We start from the raw sequence: 19,781 nt of genomic DNA on the forward strand, positions 1-19,781 counted from the left end.
CCCTGCGGTCCGGCGCCGTCGGTCATCAGGGTCTGCAGCAGACCCATGGCATTGGACCCCTTGCCGTACCGCACCGGTTCGACGTGGGTGTCGGCAGTCGGGTGGATCGACGAGGTGATCGCCACACCGTGAGTGAGATCCAGATCGGGAGCCACCGACAGCCGGCCCGCGCCGACGATCGACTCGGAATTGGTCCGGGTGAGGACCCCGAGCTTGGCCGACAACTTCTCCAGTCTTCCCAGATCGCGCATCTTGAACAGCAGCTTCTGAGTGTTGTAGGTGCCCGCGGCCAGGATCAGATGCGTCGCGGTGAACGTCTTGCGCTTACGCCGCAGCTTGCTGCCGGTGCGGACCGTGGTGACCTCCCACAGGCCGTCGGAGCGCTGCCCGAAGCTGGTCACCGTGGTCATCGGATGCACTTGGGCGCCGGCCGATTCCGCGAGTCCGAGGTAGTTCTTGACGAGCGTGTTCTTCGCCCCGTGCCGACACCCGGTCATACATTCGCCGCACTCCAGGCACCCGGTGCGGGACGGCCCGGCACCGCCGAAGAACGGGTCGGGCACGACCTTGCCGGGCGTCTTCTCGCCGTCGGGTCCGAAGAAGACCCCGACCGGGGTGGGCACGAACGTGTCGCCACAACCCATGTCGTCGGCGACTTCTTTCATCACCCGGTCGGCGTCGGTGAATGTCGGGTTGGTGACCACGCCGAGCATCCGCTGCGCCTGGTCGTAATGCGGCATCAACTCTTCGCGCCAGTCGGTGATGTCCTTCCACTGCGGATCGTTGAAGAACGGTGCAGGGGGCACGTAGAGCGTGTTGGCGTAGTTCAGCGAGCCGCCGCCGACGCCCGCCCCGGCCAGGATCATGCAGTTGCGCAGCAGATGGATGCGCTGGATGCCGTACATGCCGAGCTTCGGCGCCCACAGGAACTTGCGCAGGTCCCAGGAGGTCTTGGCGAAGTCGGCGTCGGCGAACCGACGGCCGGCTTCGAGTACCCCGACCTGGTAGCCCTTCTCGGTGAGCCGCAGCGCACTGACGCTGCCGCCGAATCCCGAACCGATCACCAAGACGTCATAGTCAGGCTGCATGCTCCCAGTATGACGCTACCGACAGGTAACTTCTAGACAGGAGGCCCTAACTTGTAAAGAACTTCGGTTCGGTCTGCCCTCGTTTTCGACGTGAGGGCGGCACTTCGCACCGGACCACCACCCTGCGGTGGAAAACGGCGCAGAGAAGAGGCAGAGAGACCGGCGGCCTCACGAGCCGACCGAGAGCCCCACCTTCTGGAATTCCTTGAGATCGCAGTAGCCCGCCTTGGCCATCGACCGACGCAGGCCCCCGACCAGGTTCAGCGAGCCGAACGGATCGTCGGACGGTCCGGTGAGCACCTGCTCCAGCCCGGGCCGCTCGTCGAGGGCGACCTGCAGCAGCGCCCCGCGCGGCAACGACGGATGCGCGGCAGCCGCCGGCCAAAACCAGCCGCCGCCCTGCGCTTCGGCAGCCACCGCCAGCGGCGTGCCCAGCACCACGGCGTCCGCGCCACAGGCGATCGCCTTGGCCAGGTCGCCCGAGGTGTGGATGTCACCGTCGGCCAGCACGTGCACGTACCGGCCGCCGGTCTCGTCGAGATACTCGCGACGCGCAGCGGCTGCGTCGGCGATCGCGGTGGCCATCGGCACGCTGATGCCGAGCACCTCGTCGCTCGTGGTCACCCCGGAGGTGGAACCGTAGCCGACGATCACGCCGGCCGCCCCGGTGCGCATCAGGTGCAGCGCGGTGCGATGGTCGAGCACGCCGCCGGCCACCACCGGCACGTCGAGCTCGGAGATGAACGTCTTCAAGTTGAGCGGGTCGCCGCCCCCGTGATCTTGCGCGACGCGCTCGGCAGAGATGATGGTGCCCTGAATGACCAGCAGGTCGATGCCGGCGGCCACCAGCGTCGGGGTCAACGCCTGCGCGTTCTGCGGGCTGACCCGCACCGCGGTGGTCACCCCGGCCTCGCGGATACGCGCCACCGCCGCCCCGAGAAGCTCCGGATCCAGTGGGGCGGAATGCAATTCCTGCAACAGCCGGATCGCAGTGGAATCGTCGTCGGCCTTCGCCGCAGCTTCGGTGACCTGAGCGATCTTCTCCTCGACGTCGGCGTGCCGGCCGATCAGGCCCTCGCCGTTGAGCACCCCGAGCCCGCCGAGCCGCCCCATCTCGATCGCGAACTCCACCGACACCAGCGCATCGGTGGGATGGGCGACGACGGGAACCTCGAAGCGGTAGGCATCGAGCTGCCAGGCCGTCGAGACGTCCTTGGACGAGCGGGTGCGCCGCGACGGCACGATCGTGACGTCGTCGAGCTCGTAGGTGCGGCGGGCGGTCCGGCCCATGCCGATTTCAACCATGTCGCGCATGACTGTCTATGTTCTCCTGCCCCACCGAGTCAGCGGGTGTAGTAGTTGGGGGCCTCGACCGTCATGGTGATGTCGTGCGGGTGGCTCTCCTTCAACCCGGCCGCCGTGATCTGGACGAACTGCGCCTGCTGCAACTGCTCGATGGAGGCCGAGCCGGTGTAGCCCATGGCCGCGCGCAAACCGCCGGTGAGCTGATGGATCACGGTGCCCAGCGGGCCGCGGAACGGCACCCGTCCCTCGATGCCCTCGGGCACCAGCTTGTCTTCGGAGAGCACGTCGTCCTGGAAGTAGCGGTCCTTGGAATAGGACTTGCCGCCGCCACGGCCCTGCATCGCACCCAGCGAGCCCATGCCGCGGTAGCTCTTGAACTGTTTGCCGTTGACGAAGATCAGATCGCCGGGCGATTCGGCGGTGCCGGCCAGCAGCGAGCCCAGCATGGCCGTGGAGGCTCCGGCCGCCAGCGCCTTGGCGATGTCGCCGGAGTACTGCAGACCGCCGTCGGCGATCACCGGGACACCGTAGGGCTTGCAGGCTGCGACGGCTTCGAGGATCGCGGTGATCTGCGGGGCACCCACGCCGGCCACCACGCGGGTGGTGCAGATCGAGCCGGGGCCGACCCCAACCTTGACCGCGTCGGCACCGGCAGCCACCAGTGCGGCGGCCGCCGCGCGGGTGGCGACGTTGCCGCCGACCACCTCGACGCGATCGCCCACCGTCTTCTTCAACCGGGCCACCATGTCGAGCACACCGCGGTTGTGGGCGTGGGCGGTGTCGACGATCAGCACGTCCACACCGGCGTCGGCCAGCATCATGGCCCGCGCCCAGGCATCCTCCCCGACACCGACCGCGGCGCCGACCAGGAGCCGGCCGTCGCGGTCCTTGGTGGCCAGCGGGAACTGCTCGGTCTTGACGAAGTCCTTGACCGTGATCAGGCCGGTGAGCTTGCCGTGCCCGTCGACGATCGGCAGCTTCTCGATCTTGTGGCGGCGCAACAGGCCCAGCGCGGCCTCGGCCGACACGCCTTCTTGCGCGGTGATCAGCGGCGTCTTGGTCATCACCTCGGCGACGGGCTTGTTCTCGTCCACTTCGAAGCGCATGTCGCGGTTGGTGATGATCCCGACCAGCTGCCCACCGTCGTCGACCACCGGCAGCCCGGAGATGCGGAACCGGGCGCACATCGCGTCGACCTCGCCCAGGGTGTCGGACGGAGAGCAGGTGACCGGATCGGTGACCATCCCGGCCTCCGAGCGCTTCACGGTCTCGACCTGTGCGGCCTGTTCGGCGGCCGGAAGGTTGCGGTGCAGCACCCCCATGCCGCCGGCGCGGGCCATCGCGATGGCCATCCGCGATTCGGTGACGGTGTCCATCGCCGAACTCACCAGAGGCACCCGCAACCGGATGTTGCGCGTCAGCTGGCTGGAGGTATCGGCGGTGGCCGGGACCACGTCGGAAGCGGCAGGCAGCAGCAGAACGTCATCAAAGGTGAGACCGAGCATCGCGATCTTGGTGGGATCGTCGCCGCCGGTCGGCACCGGTACGGCGATGGGAACGCTGCTTTCAGCGATCGACATGGGTGGGGCCTCCAGTGGCAGGCGTGGGGCGTGTGAACCAATTCTATCGGCTCGGATATTGACAGTGATGTTGCCGCTCCCCGCACCTCAGGGCGCACATCAGGACGGCTGGCGCGATACCTGTGCGGCTGCGTAGTGTGGGACCCGTGCGTGACCACCTCCCCCCTGGTTTGCCGCCCGACCCGTTTGCCGACGATCCCTGCGATCCTTCGGCCGCGCTGGACGCCATCGAGCCGGGCCAGCCGCTGGACCCCCAGGAACGGACGGCTGTCGAGGCAGATCTCGCCGATCTCGCGGTGTACGAAGCACTGTTGGCGCACAAGGGAATCCGCGGCCTCGTGGTGTGCTGTGACGAATGCCAGCAGGACCACTACCACGACTGGGACATGCTCCGGGCCAACCTGCTGCAGCTGCTCGTCGACGGTACGGTCCGCCCGCACGAGCCGGCCTACGATCCCGAACCCGACGCCTACGTGACATGGGACTACTGCCGCGGCTATGCCGATGCCTCCCTCAACGAGGCCACCTCGGACACCGACGGCTACCGCTGAGAACCGCCTAGCCCCGGCACCAACGGCAGCTCCGCTCCCGGCGCCGCCGCACCCTGTTGGCCCTGCCCGCGTTCACCCTGCCCGGCTGCCGGGCTCTCGTGATTCGCACCACCACCGGTCTCCGGTGGAGTCGTGGCGCGCGGCGGTGCCGATGGCACCGACGTCGGTGCCACCTCGAGCGTGACCGTCGTCGTCGCCGGCGCCGGCGGCACCTCGGCCGCCGGGGCCGCTGACGTGGTCGGTGCTGACGACGTACGCGTCGCCGGAGCCGCCGAGGTCGGTGAGGGCGGGGCACTCGTCGTCGGCGCAGCGCTGCTCGGGGTCGAACTCGGAGTCGGGGCCGCCGTCGAGGACGGTTGTGCGGTGGTGGGTTGTGACGTCGCCGTCTCCGCTGGTGCCGGTGATGACGTGGCGGATTCCGAGGCACTCGAACTCGACGTCGGCGTCGTGGGCTCAGATGTCGATTCGGTGCCCGACGTCGGGGACTCCCCTGACGTGCTCTCGGCCGGGGACGACGGCGTCGTCGTCGCCGTCACCTCGGGCAGCACCACCGGTGGCGCATCGGGTGGCACGGTCGCGTTGGGGTCGCGGTTTTCCACCTGGACCGACAGCTGCTGCCACCGGTCGACGAGCTCTTGCTTGCGCTGCTCGTCGTCGACGGTGGCCACCGTGGTGGTGATGGTCTGCAACTTCTGCTGAGCCTGCTCCCACTGCCCTTCGTCGATCAGTTGCTGCACCTGCTTGAGCTCGCTGGAGGCCAGATCGATGCCGACATCGCGCTTCACCGGCTCGGAGCCGAAGAACATGCCGCGCACCCCGTACAGCGCGTCGCCGGGCCCGGCGCCGTACACCGCCGCGCCGAACCCGCCCAGGCACAACACCGCGGCCGCCATCGAACCGACCAACGCCATCGGGAAGTGTCGTACCCGGCCGTGGGCGGTGGCCTTGTTGAGCGCGGTGACCGCCTCGCGTGGTGTCGCGATGCCCGACATCGGCGCGCGGCGCGCATCGTCTCGCCAGCCCGCCAGCAGGACCGCCAGCTCGGCTTCCTCACGGTCGGTGGCATAGACCTGACGCTCCAGTGAGAGCGCCTCGATGAAGCGTTCGGACCGGTTGATCTCGTTCAGAGACGGATCACCACCGTTCGAGGTCCAGCGGCCGAAGTCAGGCATGGTCACGTCCCGTCGCCATGATCTCGGTCTTCAGCCGCGCCAGCGCGCGGTGCTGGGCGACACGCACCGCACCCGCGGTGCTGCCGACGGCTTCGGCGGTCTCCTCGGCGCTCATGCCGACCACGACGCGAAGGATCAGGATCTCCCGCTGCTTCTCGGGCAGCACGGACAGCAGCCGGGCCATTCGTTGGGAGGACTCGGAGTCCAGAGCGGACTGTTCGGGCCCGGCGTCGAGAGAGAACCGCTCGGGCACCACGTCCGTGGGCTCGGCACGGTTCCTGGCCGCCGCGCGGTGCGCGTCAGCAACCTTGTGCGCAGCGATGCCGTAGACAAAGGCCAGGAACGGGCGTCCCTGATCTTTGTAGCGCGGCAGCGCCGTAATGGCGGCCAAGCACACCTCCTGCGCAACGTCATCAGCCGAGAGACCACTGCGCTCGGTTGCCCCGATCCTCGCCCGCACGTAACGGACGACGATCGGCCGAATGATCTCCAGCACTTCCTGGAGCGCGTTCCGATCACCAGCCACTGCCTCAGCAACGACAATGTCGAGACGGTCTCCCGAACTTGTCATCGTGGGCGATCTCTCCAGCGTTACGTTGCACCGACACTCTCGGTGGCATGGTCGAGCTAAACAATAACGATCGATGAGGTGGGATCCGGCCGGTGCCAGATCAGGCGCCGGACCACACTCCACCTCTGCGACGCACTGTATCGGCGCTGAGGTCGCGAATCCGGCTGATTTGGGCAGCGTCGCATGCAGTACTGCCGATGTCGGCCAGCAGGCAGGACAACGCCCAGCGCAACGGCACCAGCCCGAATTTCTCGGTGGCCGCCAACGCACTGTCGGCCACCTGCCGCGCGGCGTCGAGTTCACCGGCGCTGCACAGCGCCGCGGCCAGTACGACATCCGATTTCACCGCGTGGCGCGTCGAGCCGTGCTCGGCGGCCGCCGCGACACCGCGGCGGGCATGTTCCACGGCCTCGGCGCCATCACCGCGCGCCATCCCCAGTTCGGCGCTCACCCACGACAACCGGATCCGCTGTCGCGGGGTCGCGGCCGTGTCGACCGCCCGGGCCCGCTCCAGCATCCGGGCCGACAGGGCGAACCGGCCCAGGCCGAGAGCATCGGCGGCAAGGCCGACGAGTGCGTCGGCGGCGGCCTCGTCATCGTCACCGCGGTGCGACCACGCCAGACCGTCGGCTCCACGGGCGCGGGCGTGCCCGCCGAGTTGACGAAGGAACGACGCCCGCGTGCTGTGCGCCAACGACACCAATGGGCCGCCGTCCGGGCTTCGGGTGATCACCGCCAGCTCGGTGAGGGCGCAGCCGTACCGGCCTTGACCGCCGGCGGCGACCGCGCGCAGCCATCGCTCGTGCGGCGTCATCGCAGCCGGCAGCGGCCAGCGACCCGGGTCGGCACCGAAGGCCGCCTCGGCCAGCACGGTGGCGGGGTCGGCGATTGTGGTCATCGGGTGGCGACGTTATCAATACCGCCGGTATTGCGAACTCGCGGGGAACCCGACGCTCACCCGATACCGGTAATTTGAATTTTACGAAGGCCATCAGTTAACAATTGATGTCCCAGGTGTTAATGGCACGTCAACAATCTGACGAACGGGCGAAATCGAGTATGTCGCACCTGCCGACATGAACAGCACAAATGCGGACGGAACGCCAGGATCGCTATCACCGGCGTCTCACCCGAGGCATCACAACGATGAACGTGATGTAAATTCTGGACCTGCGGTTATGTCCTTTCGCACACCCGACGGCTATTGACGCGCTTTATTGAGCCCCCCTAGTTTGTGTGCACGAGCGGTCACCGGCGACCCGAGCTCGGATCGATTCCACCGACTCACACCCGCCCATTTTGACGAAATGGGCGAGCAGAGAGGGGTTTTCCACATGCCGCAACCGCAGCAACTTCCCGGCCCTAATGCGGATATCTGGGATTGGCAAATGCAAGGACTTTGCCGTGGTGTCGATTCGTCGGTGTTTTTTCACCCCGATGGTGAACGCGGACGCGCTCGTGCCCAGCGGGAGATGCGGGCCAAGGAGATGTGCCGCAGCTGCCCGGTGATCACCCAGTGCCGCACTCATGCGCTGGCCGTCGGTGAGCCGTACGGCATCTGGGGCGGGCTGAGTGAATCCGAACGCGAGCTCTTGCTCAAGCGCGGCATCCGCCGTAGCGCCTGACTGTTCCAGCAAACGTTCCCTGGGCCCCATCCTGCGTTGCGGGATGGGGCCTTCGGGCGGGTCCGTCCCGCGACGGGGTCACGCCGTGGCGAAGGCCGCCAGCGACAGCATCGCGAGCACGAGGAACGCCGCCGGAAAGGCGATGTTGTGATACACCCCCGCGCGGACATGGGTGACGAGGGCGCCGATGAAGAACGCGGTCAGCCCGACGGCCGCGGCAAGGCCGATCGGTGGGAACGCCACCACGCCGACGAGCAGGCCGGCAGCGCCCGCGCCCTTGAGTAGACCGAGCGTCGACACCCAGGTCCGCGGGACGCCGACCTCCGCCGAGTTGGCCAGCACGAATCGGGCCCCGGCAAGGTCAGCGAGCGCCATTGCCGCATTGGCCGCGATGGTGATCGCGATGATCACCGTGGCGATCAGGCCGAGTTGTAGGGTCATTGTCGTCTCCAGTGTTCGGTGGGTTCGTGGTGGTGGTTCACCTTGATGACGCTTGCCGAGCCCGAAAGGTGACGCGATGAATGAGCGACAGGCCCTGGCTGCGTTGGCCGACCAATTCGAAGCGGACCGCCGGCACTTGCGCGCGGTCGCCTTCCGGCTGCTCGGTTCGGTGCACGACGCTGACGACGCGGTTCAGGCCGCCTGGCTGAAGGTGAGCCGGCGTGGCATTGACGGCGTGACCAATCCGACCGCGTGGTTCACCACGGTGACCGCGCGGGAATGCCTCGACCGGCTCCGCGAACGCAAGCGGCGTGCCGAGGTGCTCGGCGGCGACGCCCTGCTTCCGGAGAACACCGTGCCGGCGGCCGACGAGCAGGTGGCGATGGCCGAGTCGGTGGGGCGGGCCATGCTCGTGGTGCTCGACCGGCTCTCCCCCGCCCAGCGTGTGGCATTCGTCTTGCACGACGCGTTCGCCGTGCCCTTCGACGACATTGCCGCCCTGCTGGACCGCACCCCCGCCGCGGCCAAGAAACTGGCGAGCCGGGCCCGGGAGCGGATTCACGGTGCGCCGACCACCGCCCGCCCCACAGCCCAACACCTCGAGATCGCGCGGGCGTTCCTCGCGGCGTCACAGCACGGTGATCTGGACACGCTACTGAGAATCCTCGACCCCGACGTGGTGCGTCGTGTCGACCGAGTTCTCGTCGGAGCGCACATTCCCTCCGAACTGCGCGGTGCGCGCGAGTTCGTCGAAGAGTCCAAGATGTTCGCCGCGGTCGCCCGTGGCGGCCAGGTCGCGGTGCTCGACGGGGCCGCCGGCATCGTCATCGCACCGGCGGGCGAGCTCAAAACTCTGCTGCGCCTTGACATCCGCGATGGCCGGATACACACCATCGACATCATCGGCGACCCGGACCGATTGGCGGCAGTTGACGTGACATTGGCCCACTGAGTTCTCGACGACGGACATCGCCGATTTCGACGCAGTTCTGGGTCACCTCGTCGAAACTCATGGACATGACAACAGACGTGACCGTGACGGAGACCGGCTCCGGGACCTACACCCAGGAGATCACCGTCGGCAACCATCGCCTCATCGCCGACGAGCCCGCGCCGGTTGGTGACGACGCCGGCCCGAATCCGTATGACCTGGTGCTGGCCGGGCTCGGTGCGTGTACGTCGATGACGGTGCGGATGTACGCCAACCGGAAGGGCTGGCCGCTCGAGCATGTACGGGTGACGTTGCGGCACTCACGAATCCATGCGAAAGACTGCGCTGATTGCGAGACCACCAAGGGGATGATCGACCACATCGACCGAGAGATCGAGTTGATCGGTGACCTCGACGACGAGCAACGACAACGGTTGATGGACATCGCAGAGCGGTGCCCCGTACATCTGACGCTGACCTCGGAAATTCACATCTCCACGACCCAGAGGTGAACCGTTCTGATACCTAGGCGCGGTGGCCAGACCGTTTGCGAGCCGCCAGACCCAGTGCGCCGATGACGGATCCGACGGCGACCCCGGCCACTGCCCGTTGCTTCGGTGACCGCAAACCGCCCTCGATCACCGCGGCATCCGTGGACGGCTCGAACAGATTGCCGTCGCCGGTCGGCACTCGTTCGGCCCGCCTGAAATACAACGTCATCAGGCGCAGCATCGCGCGTGATGTCATCGCCGGACTGATCGCGTGCATGCCGCGGGTCAGAACACTCGTCGCACCGACCATGGTGGTGGGCTTCGGTTTGTCGGTCAGTCGCACGATGGCTGCCGCCACTCGCACCGGGCCGATGACCGGCGGAGGGGCGGTGATTCGGCGGCCGACATAGTTGGCCCCGTGCCGCAGGCCCGGAGTGTCGACGAAACCGGGATAGACATCACAGATGTGGATATCCGGGTGGTCGGCGACCTCGGCCCGTACCGCTTCGGTGAAGCCGCGCAGGCCGAATTTGCTTGCGCTGTAAGCGACGGCGAATGGGGCGGCAGCGAAACCGCCGAGCGAAATCATGTTGACGAATGTGCCGTAGTGCTGTTTCAGAAAGATCGGTAGCACCGCGTGAGCGTCGTTCATGTGCCCGATCAGATTGGTACGCACCACCCGGTCGTGTGATTCCATCGGAGTGTCTTCGTATCGCCCGACGGCGCCCACTCCGGCATTGCTCACCCAGACGTCGATACCGCCGAGTTCTGACATCGCTGCGTCGGCGAGAGCGCGAACCGAGTCGATGGCGGTCACGTCGGTGTGGACAGCGGTGGCGTCGCCTCCGGCGGCCTTACAGCGGTTCGCCACTGTCTGGAGCGCCTCGACATTGCGCGCGCCCAAGACCAGCCGGGCGCCGCGACCCGCGAAGCGTTCAGCGGTGGCCTGTCCGATTCCGCTCGAGGCACCGGTGATGACGACTCGCAGACGCTCATGATGGTTCGACATTCGAGGCGTCTACCCATTCGGTGCCCGGTTATGCGGGCCGTAGGCATCGATGCATCACACGGCGACGCGCGTCACGGCTCGATCAACACCTTGAGTGCCTCGCGATCGGCCATGGCGCGGTAACCGTCGGGCGTCTCGTCGAGTCCGATCGTGCGGTCGAAGACGCGCCCCGGTTCGATGGTGCCGTCGAGGACGTCGGGCATGAGTTCCTCGATGTAGGCGCGGGCAGGTGCGACACCGCCGGTGAGGGTGACATTGCGGAAGAAGGTGCCGAAACCCATTGGGACCTGGGTGTATTGGGACACTCCCAACCGGCTGACCCGTCCGCCGGCGCGGACCGCGTCCAGCGCGGTGGCGAGCGACGACTCGGTCCCGACGCATTCGATCACCGCCGGCGTGCCGTCACCACCGGTCAGTTCTCGGATCTTCTCGACGGCTTCGTCACCGCGTTCGGCCACGACGTCGGTGGCGCCGAACTCACGCCCGAGGTCGGTCCGGGCGGTGTGGCGGCCGTTGAGGATGATCTGCTCGGCGCCCAACCGCTTGGCGGCCAGCACTGCGCACAACCCCACCGCGCCGTCACCGATCACGGTGACCGATGATCCGGGCCTGACGTGAGCGGTCACCACGCCGTGGTGGCCGGTGCAGAACACGTCGGACAGGGTCAGCAGTGAAGGCATGAGCGCCGAATCCGCCGCCACCGGCAGCTTGACGAGAGTGCCCTGAGCCTGCGGGACGCGTACCGCCTCCCCCTGGCCTGCGTCGACGCCGGGCGCGCCCCACCCGCCGCCGTGCCGGCACGACGTCTGCAACCCCTCCTGACAGAAGTCGCAGGTGTTGTCGGCCCACACGAACGGCGCCACCACCAGATCGCCGCGTTCGAGTCCCGAGACGTCCGTGCCGACATCCTCGACGATGCCGATGAACTCGTGCCCCATTCGTCGCCCGCGGTCGGTGTGAGGCATGGACTGGTACGGCCACAGATCACTGCCACAGATACATGCGCGCGTGACGCGCACGATGGCGTCCGTCGGTTCCTTCAAGGTCGCGTCGGGCACCTCTTCGACGCGTACGTCGCCGGCCTCGTACATCACGGTTGCTCGCATGCCGTTTCCTTCGCTCGTCCGTATGCCCGGTAGACCTCTTTAGGCCCTACGTCAAAAGTTTAGGCCCGAGAACATGATTCGCCCCGGGTCGTATTTCTGCCGGGTGGCCGCCAACCGAGCGAGGTTGGCGCCGAAGTACCGCGATGCAGGTTGACCGGCCTCGAGATAGTTCACGTAGCCGCCGACGGAATATGGTGCCACGGCTTGATGCGCGGTGTTGAGCCAGTTGGCCGCCGCTGCAGGGGAACCGGAAGTCTCCACATACCACTGGACCAGAGCAGACTGCCGCCGCCATGGAAAGGCAGAGTCCCCCGGCCCGACCGTGGCGAGAGCACCGTCGAGTGTATGCATGATCACCAACGGCCGGCCGGCTCCCGCGGGAAAAGCGTTGAATGCCGCGGCGATTCCCTGGGCAACGGCCGGCGTGATCGAACCGAACACGTCCGAGCCACCGACATAGCCGAGCGGTGACGGGTTGAGATTGTCGGCGGCCAGGAACTTCACCAGGTCCAGGTAGTTGAACGTGCGCCGCTCGGTCGAGGCGGGCTGCAGTCCCACGGCTTTGACGACGGCGGCTGCGACGCTGTCCCCGGCGCCCGCCGGGCAGGTGGCCAGGATGCGGCAGTGCGCGCCCGCCGGGTCGGTGATGGTGTCGGCCAGGGCCCAACTGCTGCGGTCGGCGGTGCGCAGCCAGTTCTGCCACCCGAGCAGCACCTGCGGGAACGCCTCCAGCGGGAAATGCGCGCCGACGACATCCACGTCGCCGATCGGGAAGGTGGCGAAGGTCAACGCCGTCGTCACCCCGAAGTTGCCGCCTCCTCCCCCGCGCAAGGCCCAGTACAGATCGGGATTCTCGTGGGCCGACGCCGTGAGGGCCCCGCCGCCGGGCAGCACCACCGTCGCCGACACCAGTTGGTCACACATCAAGCCCGCGTGCCGGGACTGGGCGCCCAACCCGCCGCCCAGCGCGTGCCCGGCCGCCCCGACCGTCGGACAGGTCCCGGTCGGGATTCCGCGACCGGCGGCGGCCAGCGCCTGGTGGATGGCATACAGATGCGTCGCCGGCGTCACCGTGACGTGGCCGGTGGACGCGTCGTACTCGATGTCGCCGGGCAGCTGGCGCAGGTCGAGGACCATCGTGCCGTTCGCGGTCGAGGCACCCACATACGAATGGCCGCCGCCGCGCGGGGCGACCTTGAGGTTGTGCGCGGCGGCAAAGGCCATCGCTTTCTGCACCTCCACCGCCGACGTCGGGGTGACGACGGCCGCCGGCGCCAGTCCGTTGAAGTTGGTGTTGAAAACGCTCTTGGCCGAATCGAACTGGTTGCCGTTGTCCGGCAGGAGCACCTGTCCCCTGATGGCTGCCGACAGCTCGCCCCACCCGGACGTGGCGGGTTCGGCGCCGGCGCGGTTGGTGCCGAGGACGATCCCGGCGGCCAGCGCCCCGACCGCACCGCGCAAAAACGTCTGACGCGAGACCCCGCGCGGTTCCGTCATGTCCGAAATTGTGGGCGACCGGATCGGTCGACCCGCGGCGCCTGACGACGTGTCGCGGTATCGGTCGGGTATCGAATCTGCACCATGCAAGTGATCTTGACCCTGTTGACCTGCGAGAAAAACATCTGCACACCTATTGACACGCTTCTCGCCCCGGATTCAGAATTGGGCACTGCTGTTAGCTACATCACACTTGCTCTCCGGCTGCCAGTGGTCTAGGCGAACGACTTCCACTGCGAGGAGACCGTGAGTTCGACACGTGTACACCTGATCGCGGGTGCGTGCTTGCTGTCAGCCGGACTCGTGGTGAGTACTGCCACTGACATGGCGCCTTTGGCGCGTGCGGACGGTGAATCTACGTCAGGTTCGAGTCAGAGCAGCGGCAGTTCGGGCAGCGAGAACAGCACCACAAACACCAACAGCACGAACGCCAACAGCACGAACAGCACTGCGACGACGTCGTCCGAGAGTTCCACCACGGTCACCACCACGCAGCACACAACGACGACGACGAGCATCTCCAGTACCGGCAGTACCGGCAGTGCTGTCGGCGGGAACGACCGGCCCCGTTCGACCGTGTCCGCTCAAACGAACACCGGGGTCAGCGGCGGAAACACGTCGAGCACTTCCGATGGGCCGAGCGCCACCAAATCGGCATCGTCGCAGGCGACAGAGTTGTCCAGCGGCACCGGCGGTACGAGTACGCCGATTCCGACAACCTTGAATCTCGACTCTCTCGCCGATCTCCCGACGCCCGTCGCTCCCAAGACCGCCTCGTCTGACAGCGCCTCCTCAGCCAGCGAGGGAAGCTCCAGCGGCTCGAGCACCGTCGAATCGTCATCGCCCACGGCTCCAGCGTCATCGGCCGCATCATCACCGCAGTCGGCCACCCAGAACACGGCCGAACCGGCATCGCACGCTGACACCATGTCGAGCTCGGCGGCGAGCCCTGACGCCGCGGCCCCGGCAGCTGAAGCAGAGCCGACCGCAACCTCGAATGCGGCGACAGAACAGCCGGTCACGCCGGCCGCGACACCGGAGATCGGACAGGCCATCGTCGAGTTCCTGCGGATGCTGGCGACGACGACTGTCGATGTCGTCATCCAACTGGCGACTGAGATCCGCTCCATGTTCACCTTCCCGTGGGCCGCCGGAGCCGTCAGCGCCGTGGAGTCCCTGAGTACGCTTCCGTACCACTCGATCGTCACCCTGCTGCAGAAGATCAAGTCCCGTTCGCCGTTACCGGCGGTTGGCTCGCCGATTGCCGCCGATGCCCTGCGGTTCAATTTCAGCCTCGACGAGATCGTGTCGTTGAGCTCGATGTTGCAGCCCGCCGCCTCGGTGCTCGCTGACACGACGCACCCCGACACCACGAAGACCACGCCGATCGAGAAAGCGGTCACCGCCCTTGTCGCGATGTCCCTGTGGGCGCTGATCTCGACCGCGTTGCCGGGGCTCGGCGGCCTGTTCGCCGCGGGTGTCACTGGTGTGCGGATCGGTTACCGCCAGGCGAAGTGGGGAATTACGTTGCGCACAACGGAATTGGCGCGCTTTGCTCGGCCCGGACCGATCGGGGTGGTGCGGGCGGGCTCGCTCGTTGCCGTGCATTCGCGCACTGGCCGTGCCGCCAACTCGGTCCGGCACGAACGGCCACGACTCGTCGCGTGAGACGGTCGGTAACTCCCGCGGCGCAAAATCCGACATACAGTTCGTGATCGACCTGAAGGGCCACCGCATCTGCAGGAGGGACACCGCGATGCCGAACGACCGCCGCTGGGCGATGGCCGTTCTCCGTGTCGGTGCCGGCGCGGCGCTGCTTCCCGTTGCCGCCGTGCTGAGCAGCGCGCCGGCGCATTCGACTCCCCTGCCCGGTTTCTGTGCGCCGGCCGACGTCGTCGACGACGTCTGCACAGCGCGGCTCGCATCGGTCACGGCTGATGTGGTCGATGGCACGATCACCGGGTCGCCGGTGGCGGGCGGGCCCGCGATCACCCTGGCCGGGCAAGCGGACGCCTATCTGAAATCCGAGGGATTCGGCGGCACTGCGCCGGATCCGGTCCAGCAGTGGAACGAATCGATCGACAGGGTTGCCAACCTCGACACCTCGCCGTCGGCCCCCAACTGGTACGGCAATGCCAAGGCTCGGGTGTTCCTGCCCAGAACTCTCAATGACCTGGCCACCAAGTTTCCTCCCGGCACTCTGGTCGTCCGCTTCACCGTTGACGAGGCCCGACCGGACGCGTTCCGGTTGGTGTCGATTCAGCCGACGGCTCAGCTTGGCGCGGCCGCCGGCTGACCAGGCGAGCCCGAAACCACCGCGCCGAAACAAAACACCCCCGGCCTGGTGGGCCGGGGGTGTTCTCGTGTGAGCTGGCTACTTCTAGTGCGCGTGGCCGTGGTGATGACCGGCGTGGTCATCTTCCTCGGCCGGCTTGTCCACGACGGCCGTCTCGGTCGTCAGGATCATCCGCGCCACCGAAGCAGCGTTGAGCACCGCGGAGCGGGTCACCTTGGCCGGATCCACGATCCCCTCGGCGACCAGGTCGCCGTAGGACAGCGTGGCGGCGTTGAAGCCCTGCCCGTTGGGAAGCTCGCTGACCTTGTTCACCACGACCGAGCCGTCCAGGCCGGCGTTGGTGGCGATCCAGTACAGCGGGGCCGACAGCGCAGAGGCGAACACGCCGACGCCGAGGGCCTCGTCACCCTTGAGCTCACCGCGCAGTGTGTCGAGGGCCGCGCGGGCCTGAACGAGTGCACTGCCACCACCGGTGACGATGCCCTCCTCGACAGCGGCCTTGGCCGCCGCGACGGCGTCCTCGACAGCTTCCTTTCGCTTCTTCAGGTCGGTCTCGGTGGCCGCGCCGACCTTGAGCACCGCGACGCCGCCGGCCAGCTTGGCCAGCCGCTCCTGCAGCTTCTCGCGATCCCAGTCCGAATCGGTGGTCTCGATCTCGGCCTTGAGCTGCTTGACCCGGCCGTCGACGGCGTCCTTGGAGCCGCCACCGTCGACGATCACGGTGCTGTCCTTGGACACCACGACACGACGCGCCGAGCCGAGCACGTCCAGACCGACCTCGCGCAGCGCCAGGCCCACGTCGGGGTTGACCAGCTGGCCGCCGGTGACGATGGCCAGATCCTCCAGGAACGCCTTGCGACGATCGCCGAAGAACGGTGCCTTGACCGCAACGGCCTTGAGCGTCTTGCGGATCGCGTTGACGACGAGCGTGGACAGCGCCTCGCCCTCGACGTCCTCGGCGATGATCAGCAACGGCTTGCCACTCTCGGCGACCTTCTCCAGCAGTGGCAGCAGGTCGGGCAGTGAGCTGATCTTGTCGCGGTGCAGCAACACCAGCGCGTCCTCGAGCACCGCTTCCTGCGAGTCGAAGTCGTTGACGAAGTAGGCCGAGATGAAGCCCTTGTCGAAGCCGACACCCTCGGTGACCTCGAGCTCGGTGCTCAGCGTCGAGGACTCCTCGATGGTGACGACGCCGTCATGGCCGACCTTGGTCATGGCCTCACCGACGAGCGCACCGATCTGCTCGTCGCGCGAGGACACGGTGGCGACCTGGCCGATGGCGGTCTGATCCGACACCGGGGTGGCCGCGGCCAGCAGGGCCTCCGATACGGCGTCGGCAGCCTTGCCGATGCCCAGGCCCAGCGCGATGGGGTTGGCACCGGCGGCCACGTTGCGCAGGCCGGCCTTGACCAGTGCCTGTGCCAGCACAGTGGCGGTGGTGGTGCCGTCGCCGGCGACGTCGTTGGTCTTGGTGGCCACCGACTTGACCAGCTGCGCGCCCAGGTTCTCGAACGGGTCTTCCAGGTCGATCTCGCGGGCGATGGTGACACCGTCGTTGGTGACCTGCGGGCCACCGAAAGCCTTGGCCAGCACGACGTTGCGACCACGCGGGCCCAACGTCACCTTGACGGCGTCGGCGAGCTTGTCGACCCCGGCTTCCATGGCCCGGCGCGCAGTTTCGTTGAATTCAATCTGCTTGCTCATAAGTCTCTTTCTTGACTACCTATCGAGGCATCAACGCATACCGCCCCGGAAACCACCCGTGCGGACACGGGGATCTCCGGGGCGGGACACAGGTGCTTACTTAGCGACGACAGCCAGCACGTCGCGGGCCGACAGGATCAGGTACTCCTCGCCGTTGTACTTGATCTCGGTGCCGCCGTACTTGCTGTAGATGACGGTGTCGCCCTCGGCAACGTCCAGGGGGATCCGCTTCTCGCCATCCTCATCCCAGCGGCCGGGGCCAACTGCGACGACGGTGCCTTCCTGCGGCTTTTCCTTGGCGGTGTCCGGGATGACCAGACCGGAAGCGGTCGTGGTCTCGGCCGCATTGGCCTGAACGAGGATCTTGTCCTCGAGTGGCTTGATGTTGACTGCCACGATGGAAGCCCTCCACTTGTTTGGGTGTGGATCCGGGGGGATCCCCAGATGCCGGTTACCAGGTGTTCGGCATGCGTCCGTCCCCTCGCTCCGTCGTCGCGGGTGCCGGCGCTGGGGTTGGCCGCGTGCCACCTAGCACTCTATACATGCGAGTGCTAGCACTCAAGGGTGGCATCTGGTTATTGCGCCGCTACACGATCCGGGGCTATCATCGAACGTATGTTCGAAGCGTGCTTCGCGATCGATCCCGACGCCACCGAAGAGGCGTTGGCCGATCAGCTCGCCGCGATGCACCGCGCCACCTCAAGCATCGCGGCCCGGCAGGCCCGGGTGACGGCAATGCTCAACGCCAAGCGTCGTGCACGTGAGGCCGCCGACGGCGTCCCGGCGGCGCAGCGCGGCCGAGGCCTGGCTTCTGAGGTCGGCCTGGCCCGCAAGGCCTCGCCGTGGCATGGGGCCAAGTATCTGAAGATGTCCCGAATCCTCGTCGACGACATGCCCCACACCCTGGCGGCGCTGGAGTCCGGCGTCCTTACCGAGGCGCGGGCGATGATCATCACCGAACATGCCGACTGCCTGTCACCAGCAGATCGTCGGGCGATGGACGTCGAACTGTGCGCCGACCCGGCAAAGCTGGATGGGCTCGGGAATGCGAAGGTCGCTGCTGAAGCCGGTCGGGTCGCCTTCCGGCTCGACCACGACGCCGTCATGGACCGCATCAGCCGTCATCAGTCCGACCGCACGGTCACACTGCGTCCCGCTCCGCACGGCATGGCGTACGTGACTGCCCTGCTGACGGCCGCCGAAGGCCGCGCGGCCTACGAGGCACTGCAAGTGGAGGCGGCCGCGGCCGCCGCGGCGACGGTTGCCGCCGGAAAGGGATGCGAGGGCCGGGGTCAGTTGATGGCCGACGCCTTCTATCGGCGCGTCACCGGCCGTGAGGTCGGCGCCGCGGTCTCGGTGAACCTCAATCTGGTGGTGTCGGACGAGAGCTTGCTGGCCCAGGGAGACGAACCCGCGATTCTCGACGGATACGGCCCGATCCCGGCGGAGGTGGCCCGGCGGATGACCTGGGCCGCCGTGCTCGATCCCCAGGCCGAGGCCGCGGTTCGCCGCCTGTACGCCAATCCCCGCACCGGCAACCTGGTGGCCATGGACTCAAAGGCCCGCACGTTCCCCAAGGGTCTGCGCTGGCTCATCAAAATGCGTGACCAGACGTGCCGCACTCCCTACTGCGACGCCCCGATACGGCACATCGACCACATCACCCGGCACGCCGATGGTGGCGCGACGTGCGTCGGTAACGGGGAAGGACTCTGCGAGAGATGCAATTACGCCAAGGAATCCCCGGACTGGCAGACCACGACCGTCTATGACCGATACGGCCGGCACACCACCGAGGTCACCACACCGACCGGCCGGACCTATCGAAGTAGCGCCCCGCCGCTGCCGACCGGGGCCCGGGTGTTGACCAGCGACATCCACGTCGTGAGGCTGCACGCTGCCGCGTAGCGGATCGCCATCCCGACTTTTCCCAACGCCTTTTCGTAACGCTTCCCTATAGCGCGATGTTCAAATGCTCGGACACGTCCCCGACCATCTCCACATCGACCCTGCGCTCGGTGAAGTACCAGCCCTGTTCGTCACGCGCGAAGGAATCGGCGTAACGGCCGACGACGATGGGCTGCAGTGGCACATTCTCGGTGTTCTGCACCACACAGAATGTCGAACGCGCGCGGGCCACGGCACCATCGACGTCGACGTCGATGATCGGGTTGAGCACCAAGTGGCGGGTCCGGGTGCGGTTGCCGTGTTCGGGATACCGGCGGGTGGTCGCGGCGAACAAGTCGGCGATGCCCGACGCGCCGGCCACCTCCATGAATGTGCCTCGACCGAGCAACTCCCCCACCCCGTCGAAGTCACCGGCGTCGATCAGCTCGGCATAGCGATACAGCAGCTCGGTGATCTCCAGCTTGGCGGCCAGCTTGTCGGCCAGCTTTTCGGCCGGCGAGCTCACG

Annotated in this window: 22 protein-coding genes; 7 read left to right on the forward strand and 15 right to left on the reverse strand. The window is 67.3% G+C overall.

Translation table 11 applies throughout. The features are described 5' to 3' along the window. The 3 genes from A5740_RS06250 to guaB all read right to left on the reverse strand — a co-directional run. Positions 1 to 1,088: GMC family oxidoreductase N-terminal domain-containing protein (locus A5740_RS06250; RefSeq protein ID WP_139334969.1), on the reverse strand; the 1,088-nt coding region annotated here is incomplete at its 3' end. Positions 1,089 to 1,256: 168 nt separating this feature from the next. Then, positions 1,257 to 2,393 carry a GuaB3 family IMP dehydrogenase-related protein gene (locus A5740_RS06255; RefSeq protein WP_175616193.1) on the reverse strand — a complete coding sequence of 379 codons (1,137 nt, stop codon included), beginning with the start codon at positions 2,391 to 2,393 and terminating at the stop codon, positions 1,257 to 1,259. A 38-nt stretch (positions 2,394 to 2,431) separates the two neighbouring features. Further along, positions 2,432 to 3,973 carry an IMP dehydrogenase gene (gene guaB / locus A5740_RS06260; protein WP_076192401.1) on the reverse strand — a complete coding sequence of 514 codons (1,542 nt, stop codon included), beginning with the start codon at positions 3,971 to 3,973 and terminating at the stop codon, positions 2,432 to 2,434. A gap of 146 nt (positions 3,974 to 4,119) precedes the next feature. Here guaB and A5740_RS06265 point away from each other — a divergent pair, with 146 nt between their 5' ends. Then, positions 4,120 to 4,524, forward strand: a complete 405-nt coding sequence (locus A5740_RS06265) for a DUF5319 domain-containing protein (protein WP_003882245.1) — start codon at positions 4,120 to 4,122, stop codon at positions 4,522 to 4,524. Here A5740_RS06265 and A5740_RS06270 read toward each other — a convergent pair. From A5740_RS06270 to A5740_RS06280, 3 genes are all read right to left on the reverse strand, one after another. Continuing rightward, complete coding sequence (locus tag A5740_RS06270) at positions 4,515 to 5,696, reverse strand: anti-sigma-D factor RsdA (RefSeq protein ID WP_076192402.1); 1,182 nt, start codon at positions 5,694 to 5,696, stop codon at positions 4,515 to 4,517. The genes A5740_RS06265 and A5740_RS06270 overlap by 10 nt on opposite strands. After that, positions 5,689 to 6,267 (reverse strand): sigma-70 family RNA polymerase sigma factor, encoded by a 579-nt coding sequence (locus A5740_RS06275; RefSeq protein ID WP_076192404.1) that lies wholly within the window; start codon positions 6,265 to 6,267, stop codon positions 5,689 to 5,691. Before A5740_RS06275 ends, A5740_RS06270 begins: the two co-directional genes overlap by 8 nt. 100 nt (positions 6,268 to 6,367) lie before the next feature. Further along, a complete protein-coding gene (locus A5740_RS06280; protein ID WP_076192406.1) occupies positions 6,368 to 7,165 on the reverse strand; it encodes a hypothetical protein in 798 nt (265 codons plus the stop codon). A 436-nt stretch (positions 7,166 to 7,601) separates the two neighbouring features. Here A5740_RS06280 and A5740_RS06285 point away from each other — a divergent pair, with 436 nt between their 5' ends. Further along, the gene (locus A5740_RS06285) at positions 7,602 to 7,892 is read left to right on the forward strand and encodes a WhiB family transcriptional regulator (protein ID WP_076192854.1); all 291 of its coding nucleotides are present in this window, start codon (positions 7,602 to 7,604) and stop codon (positions 7,890 to 7,892) included. Between the two features lie 78 nt (positions 7,893 to 7,970). Here the strand turns inward: A5740_RS06285 and A5740_RS06290 are convergent, their stop codons facing one another. Beyond that, positions 7,971 to 8,333: a DoxX family protein gene (locus A5740_RS06290; protein WP_076192407.1), complete on the reverse strand. Its 363-nt coding sequence runs from the start codon at positions 8,331 to 8,333 to the stop codon at positions 7,971 to 7,973. A gap of 76 nt (positions 8,334 to 8,409) precedes the next feature. Between A5740_RS06290 and A5740_RS06295 the strand changes: the two genes are divergently transcribed. Both A5740_RS06295 and A5740_RS06300 read left to right on the forward strand, forming a co-directional pair. Continuing rightward, the gene (locus tag A5740_RS06295) at positions 8,410 to 9,285 is read left to right on the forward strand and encodes a sigma-70 family RNA polymerase sigma factor (protein ID WP_076192409.1); all 876 of its coding nucleotides are present in this window, start codon (positions 8,410 to 8,412) and stop codon (positions 9,283 to 9,285) included. Positions 9,286 to 9,344: 59 nt separating this feature from the next. Beyond that, positions 9,345 to 9,776: an OsmC family protein gene (locus A5740_RS06300; protein ID WP_139334970.1), complete on the forward strand. Its 432-nt coding sequence runs from the start codon at positions 9,345 to 9,347 to the stop codon at positions 9,774 to 9,776. Positions 9,777 to 9,789: 13 nt separating this feature from the next. Here the strand turns inward: A5740_RS06300 and A5740_RS06305 are convergent, their stop codons facing one another. From A5740_RS06305 to A5740_RS06320, 5 genes are all read right to left on the reverse strand, one after another. Beyond that, positions 9,790 to 10,764, reverse strand: coding sequence for an SDR family oxidoreductase (locus A5740_RS06305; protein WP_076192411.1), 975 nt, complete (start codon positions 10,762 to 10,764; stop codon positions 9,790 to 9,792). Between the two features lie 71 nt (positions 10,765 to 10,835). Further along, positions 10,836 to 11,870 carry a zinc-dependent alcohol dehydrogenase family protein gene (locus A5740_RS06310; protein WP_076192413.1) on the reverse strand — a complete coding sequence of 345 codons (1,035 nt, stop codon included), beginning with the start codon at positions 11,868 to 11,870 and terminating at the stop codon, positions 10,836 to 10,838. Between the two features lie 51 nt (positions 11,871 to 11,921). Further along, on the reverse strand, positions 11,922 to 13,367 hold the full coding sequence (locus A5740_RS06315; protein WP_076192415.1) for an FAD-binding oxidoreductase: 1,446 nt from the start codon (positions 13,365 to 13,367) through the stop codon (positions 11,922 to 11,924). A 371-nt stretch (positions 13,368 to 13,738) separates the two neighbouring features. Then, positions 13,739 to 13,885, reverse strand: a complete 147-nt coding sequence (locus A5740_RS28705) for a hypothetical protein (RefSeq protein ID WP_175616180.1) — start codon at positions 13,883 to 13,885, stop codon at positions 13,739 to 13,741. A gap of 66 nt (positions 13,886 to 13,951) precedes the next feature. Further along, positions 13,952 to 14,296, reverse strand: a complete 345-nt coding sequence (locus tag A5740_RS06320; protein WP_139334971.1) for a hypothetical protein — start codon at positions 14,294 to 14,296, stop codon at positions 13,952 to 13,954. Here A5740_RS06320 and A5740_RS06325 point away from each other — a divergent pair. Next, positions 14,295 to 15,035 (forward strand): hypothetical protein, encoded by a 741-nt coding sequence (locus tag A5740_RS06325; protein WP_139334972.1) that lies wholly within the window; start codon positions 14,295 to 14,297, stop codon positions 15,033 to 15,035. The genes A5740_RS06320 and A5740_RS06325 overlap by 2 nt on opposite strands. An 88-nt stretch (positions 15,036 to 15,123) precedes the next feature. Continuing rightward, entirely contained in the window at positions 15,124 to 15,663 is a 540-nt protein-coding gene (locus tag A5740_RS06330; protein WP_254849093.1) for a hypothetical protein, read from the forward strand. A gap of 84 nt (positions 15,664 to 15,747) precedes the next feature. Here A5740_RS06330 and groL read toward each other — a convergent pair whose 3' ends face one another. Together groL and groES are read right to left on the reverse strand one after the other, a co-directional pair. Next, positions 15,748 to 17,367, reverse strand: a complete 1,620-nt coding sequence (gene groL, locus A5740_RS06335; RefSeq protein ID WP_076192419.1) for a chaperonin GroEL — start codon at positions 17,365 to 17,367, stop codon at positions 15,748 to 15,750. 96 nt (positions 17,368 to 17,463) lie between these two features. After that, positions 17,464 to 17,766, reverse strand: a complete 303-nt coding sequence (groES, locus tag A5740_RS06340) for a co-chaperone GroES (protein ID WP_036390082.1) — start codon at positions 17,764 to 17,766, stop codon at positions 17,464 to 17,466. 216 nt (positions 17,767 to 17,982) lie between these two features. Here groES and A5740_RS06345 point away from each other — a divergent pair, with 216 nt between their 5' ends. After that, a complete protein-coding gene (locus A5740_RS06345) occupies positions 17,983 to 19,275 on the forward strand; it encodes an HNH endonuclease signature motif containing protein (protein WP_076192421.1) in 1,293 nt (430 codons plus the stop codon). A gap of 46 nt (positions 19,276 to 19,321) precedes the next feature. Here A5740_RS06345 and A5740_RS06350 read toward each other — a convergent pair whose 3' ends face one another. After that, positions 19,322 to 19,780, reverse strand: a complete 459-nt coding sequence (locus A5740_RS06350) for a nuclear transport factor 2 family protein (protein ID WP_371454726.1) — start codon at positions 19,778 to 19,780, stop codon at positions 19,322 to 19,324. Position 19,781 lies beyond the last annotated feature (1 nt).

The organism is Mycobacterium sp. GA-1841 (assembly GCF_001954135.1).
Taxonomy (GTDB): Bacteria; Actinomycetota; Actinomycetes; order Mycobacteriales; family Mycobacteriaceae; genus Mycobacterium.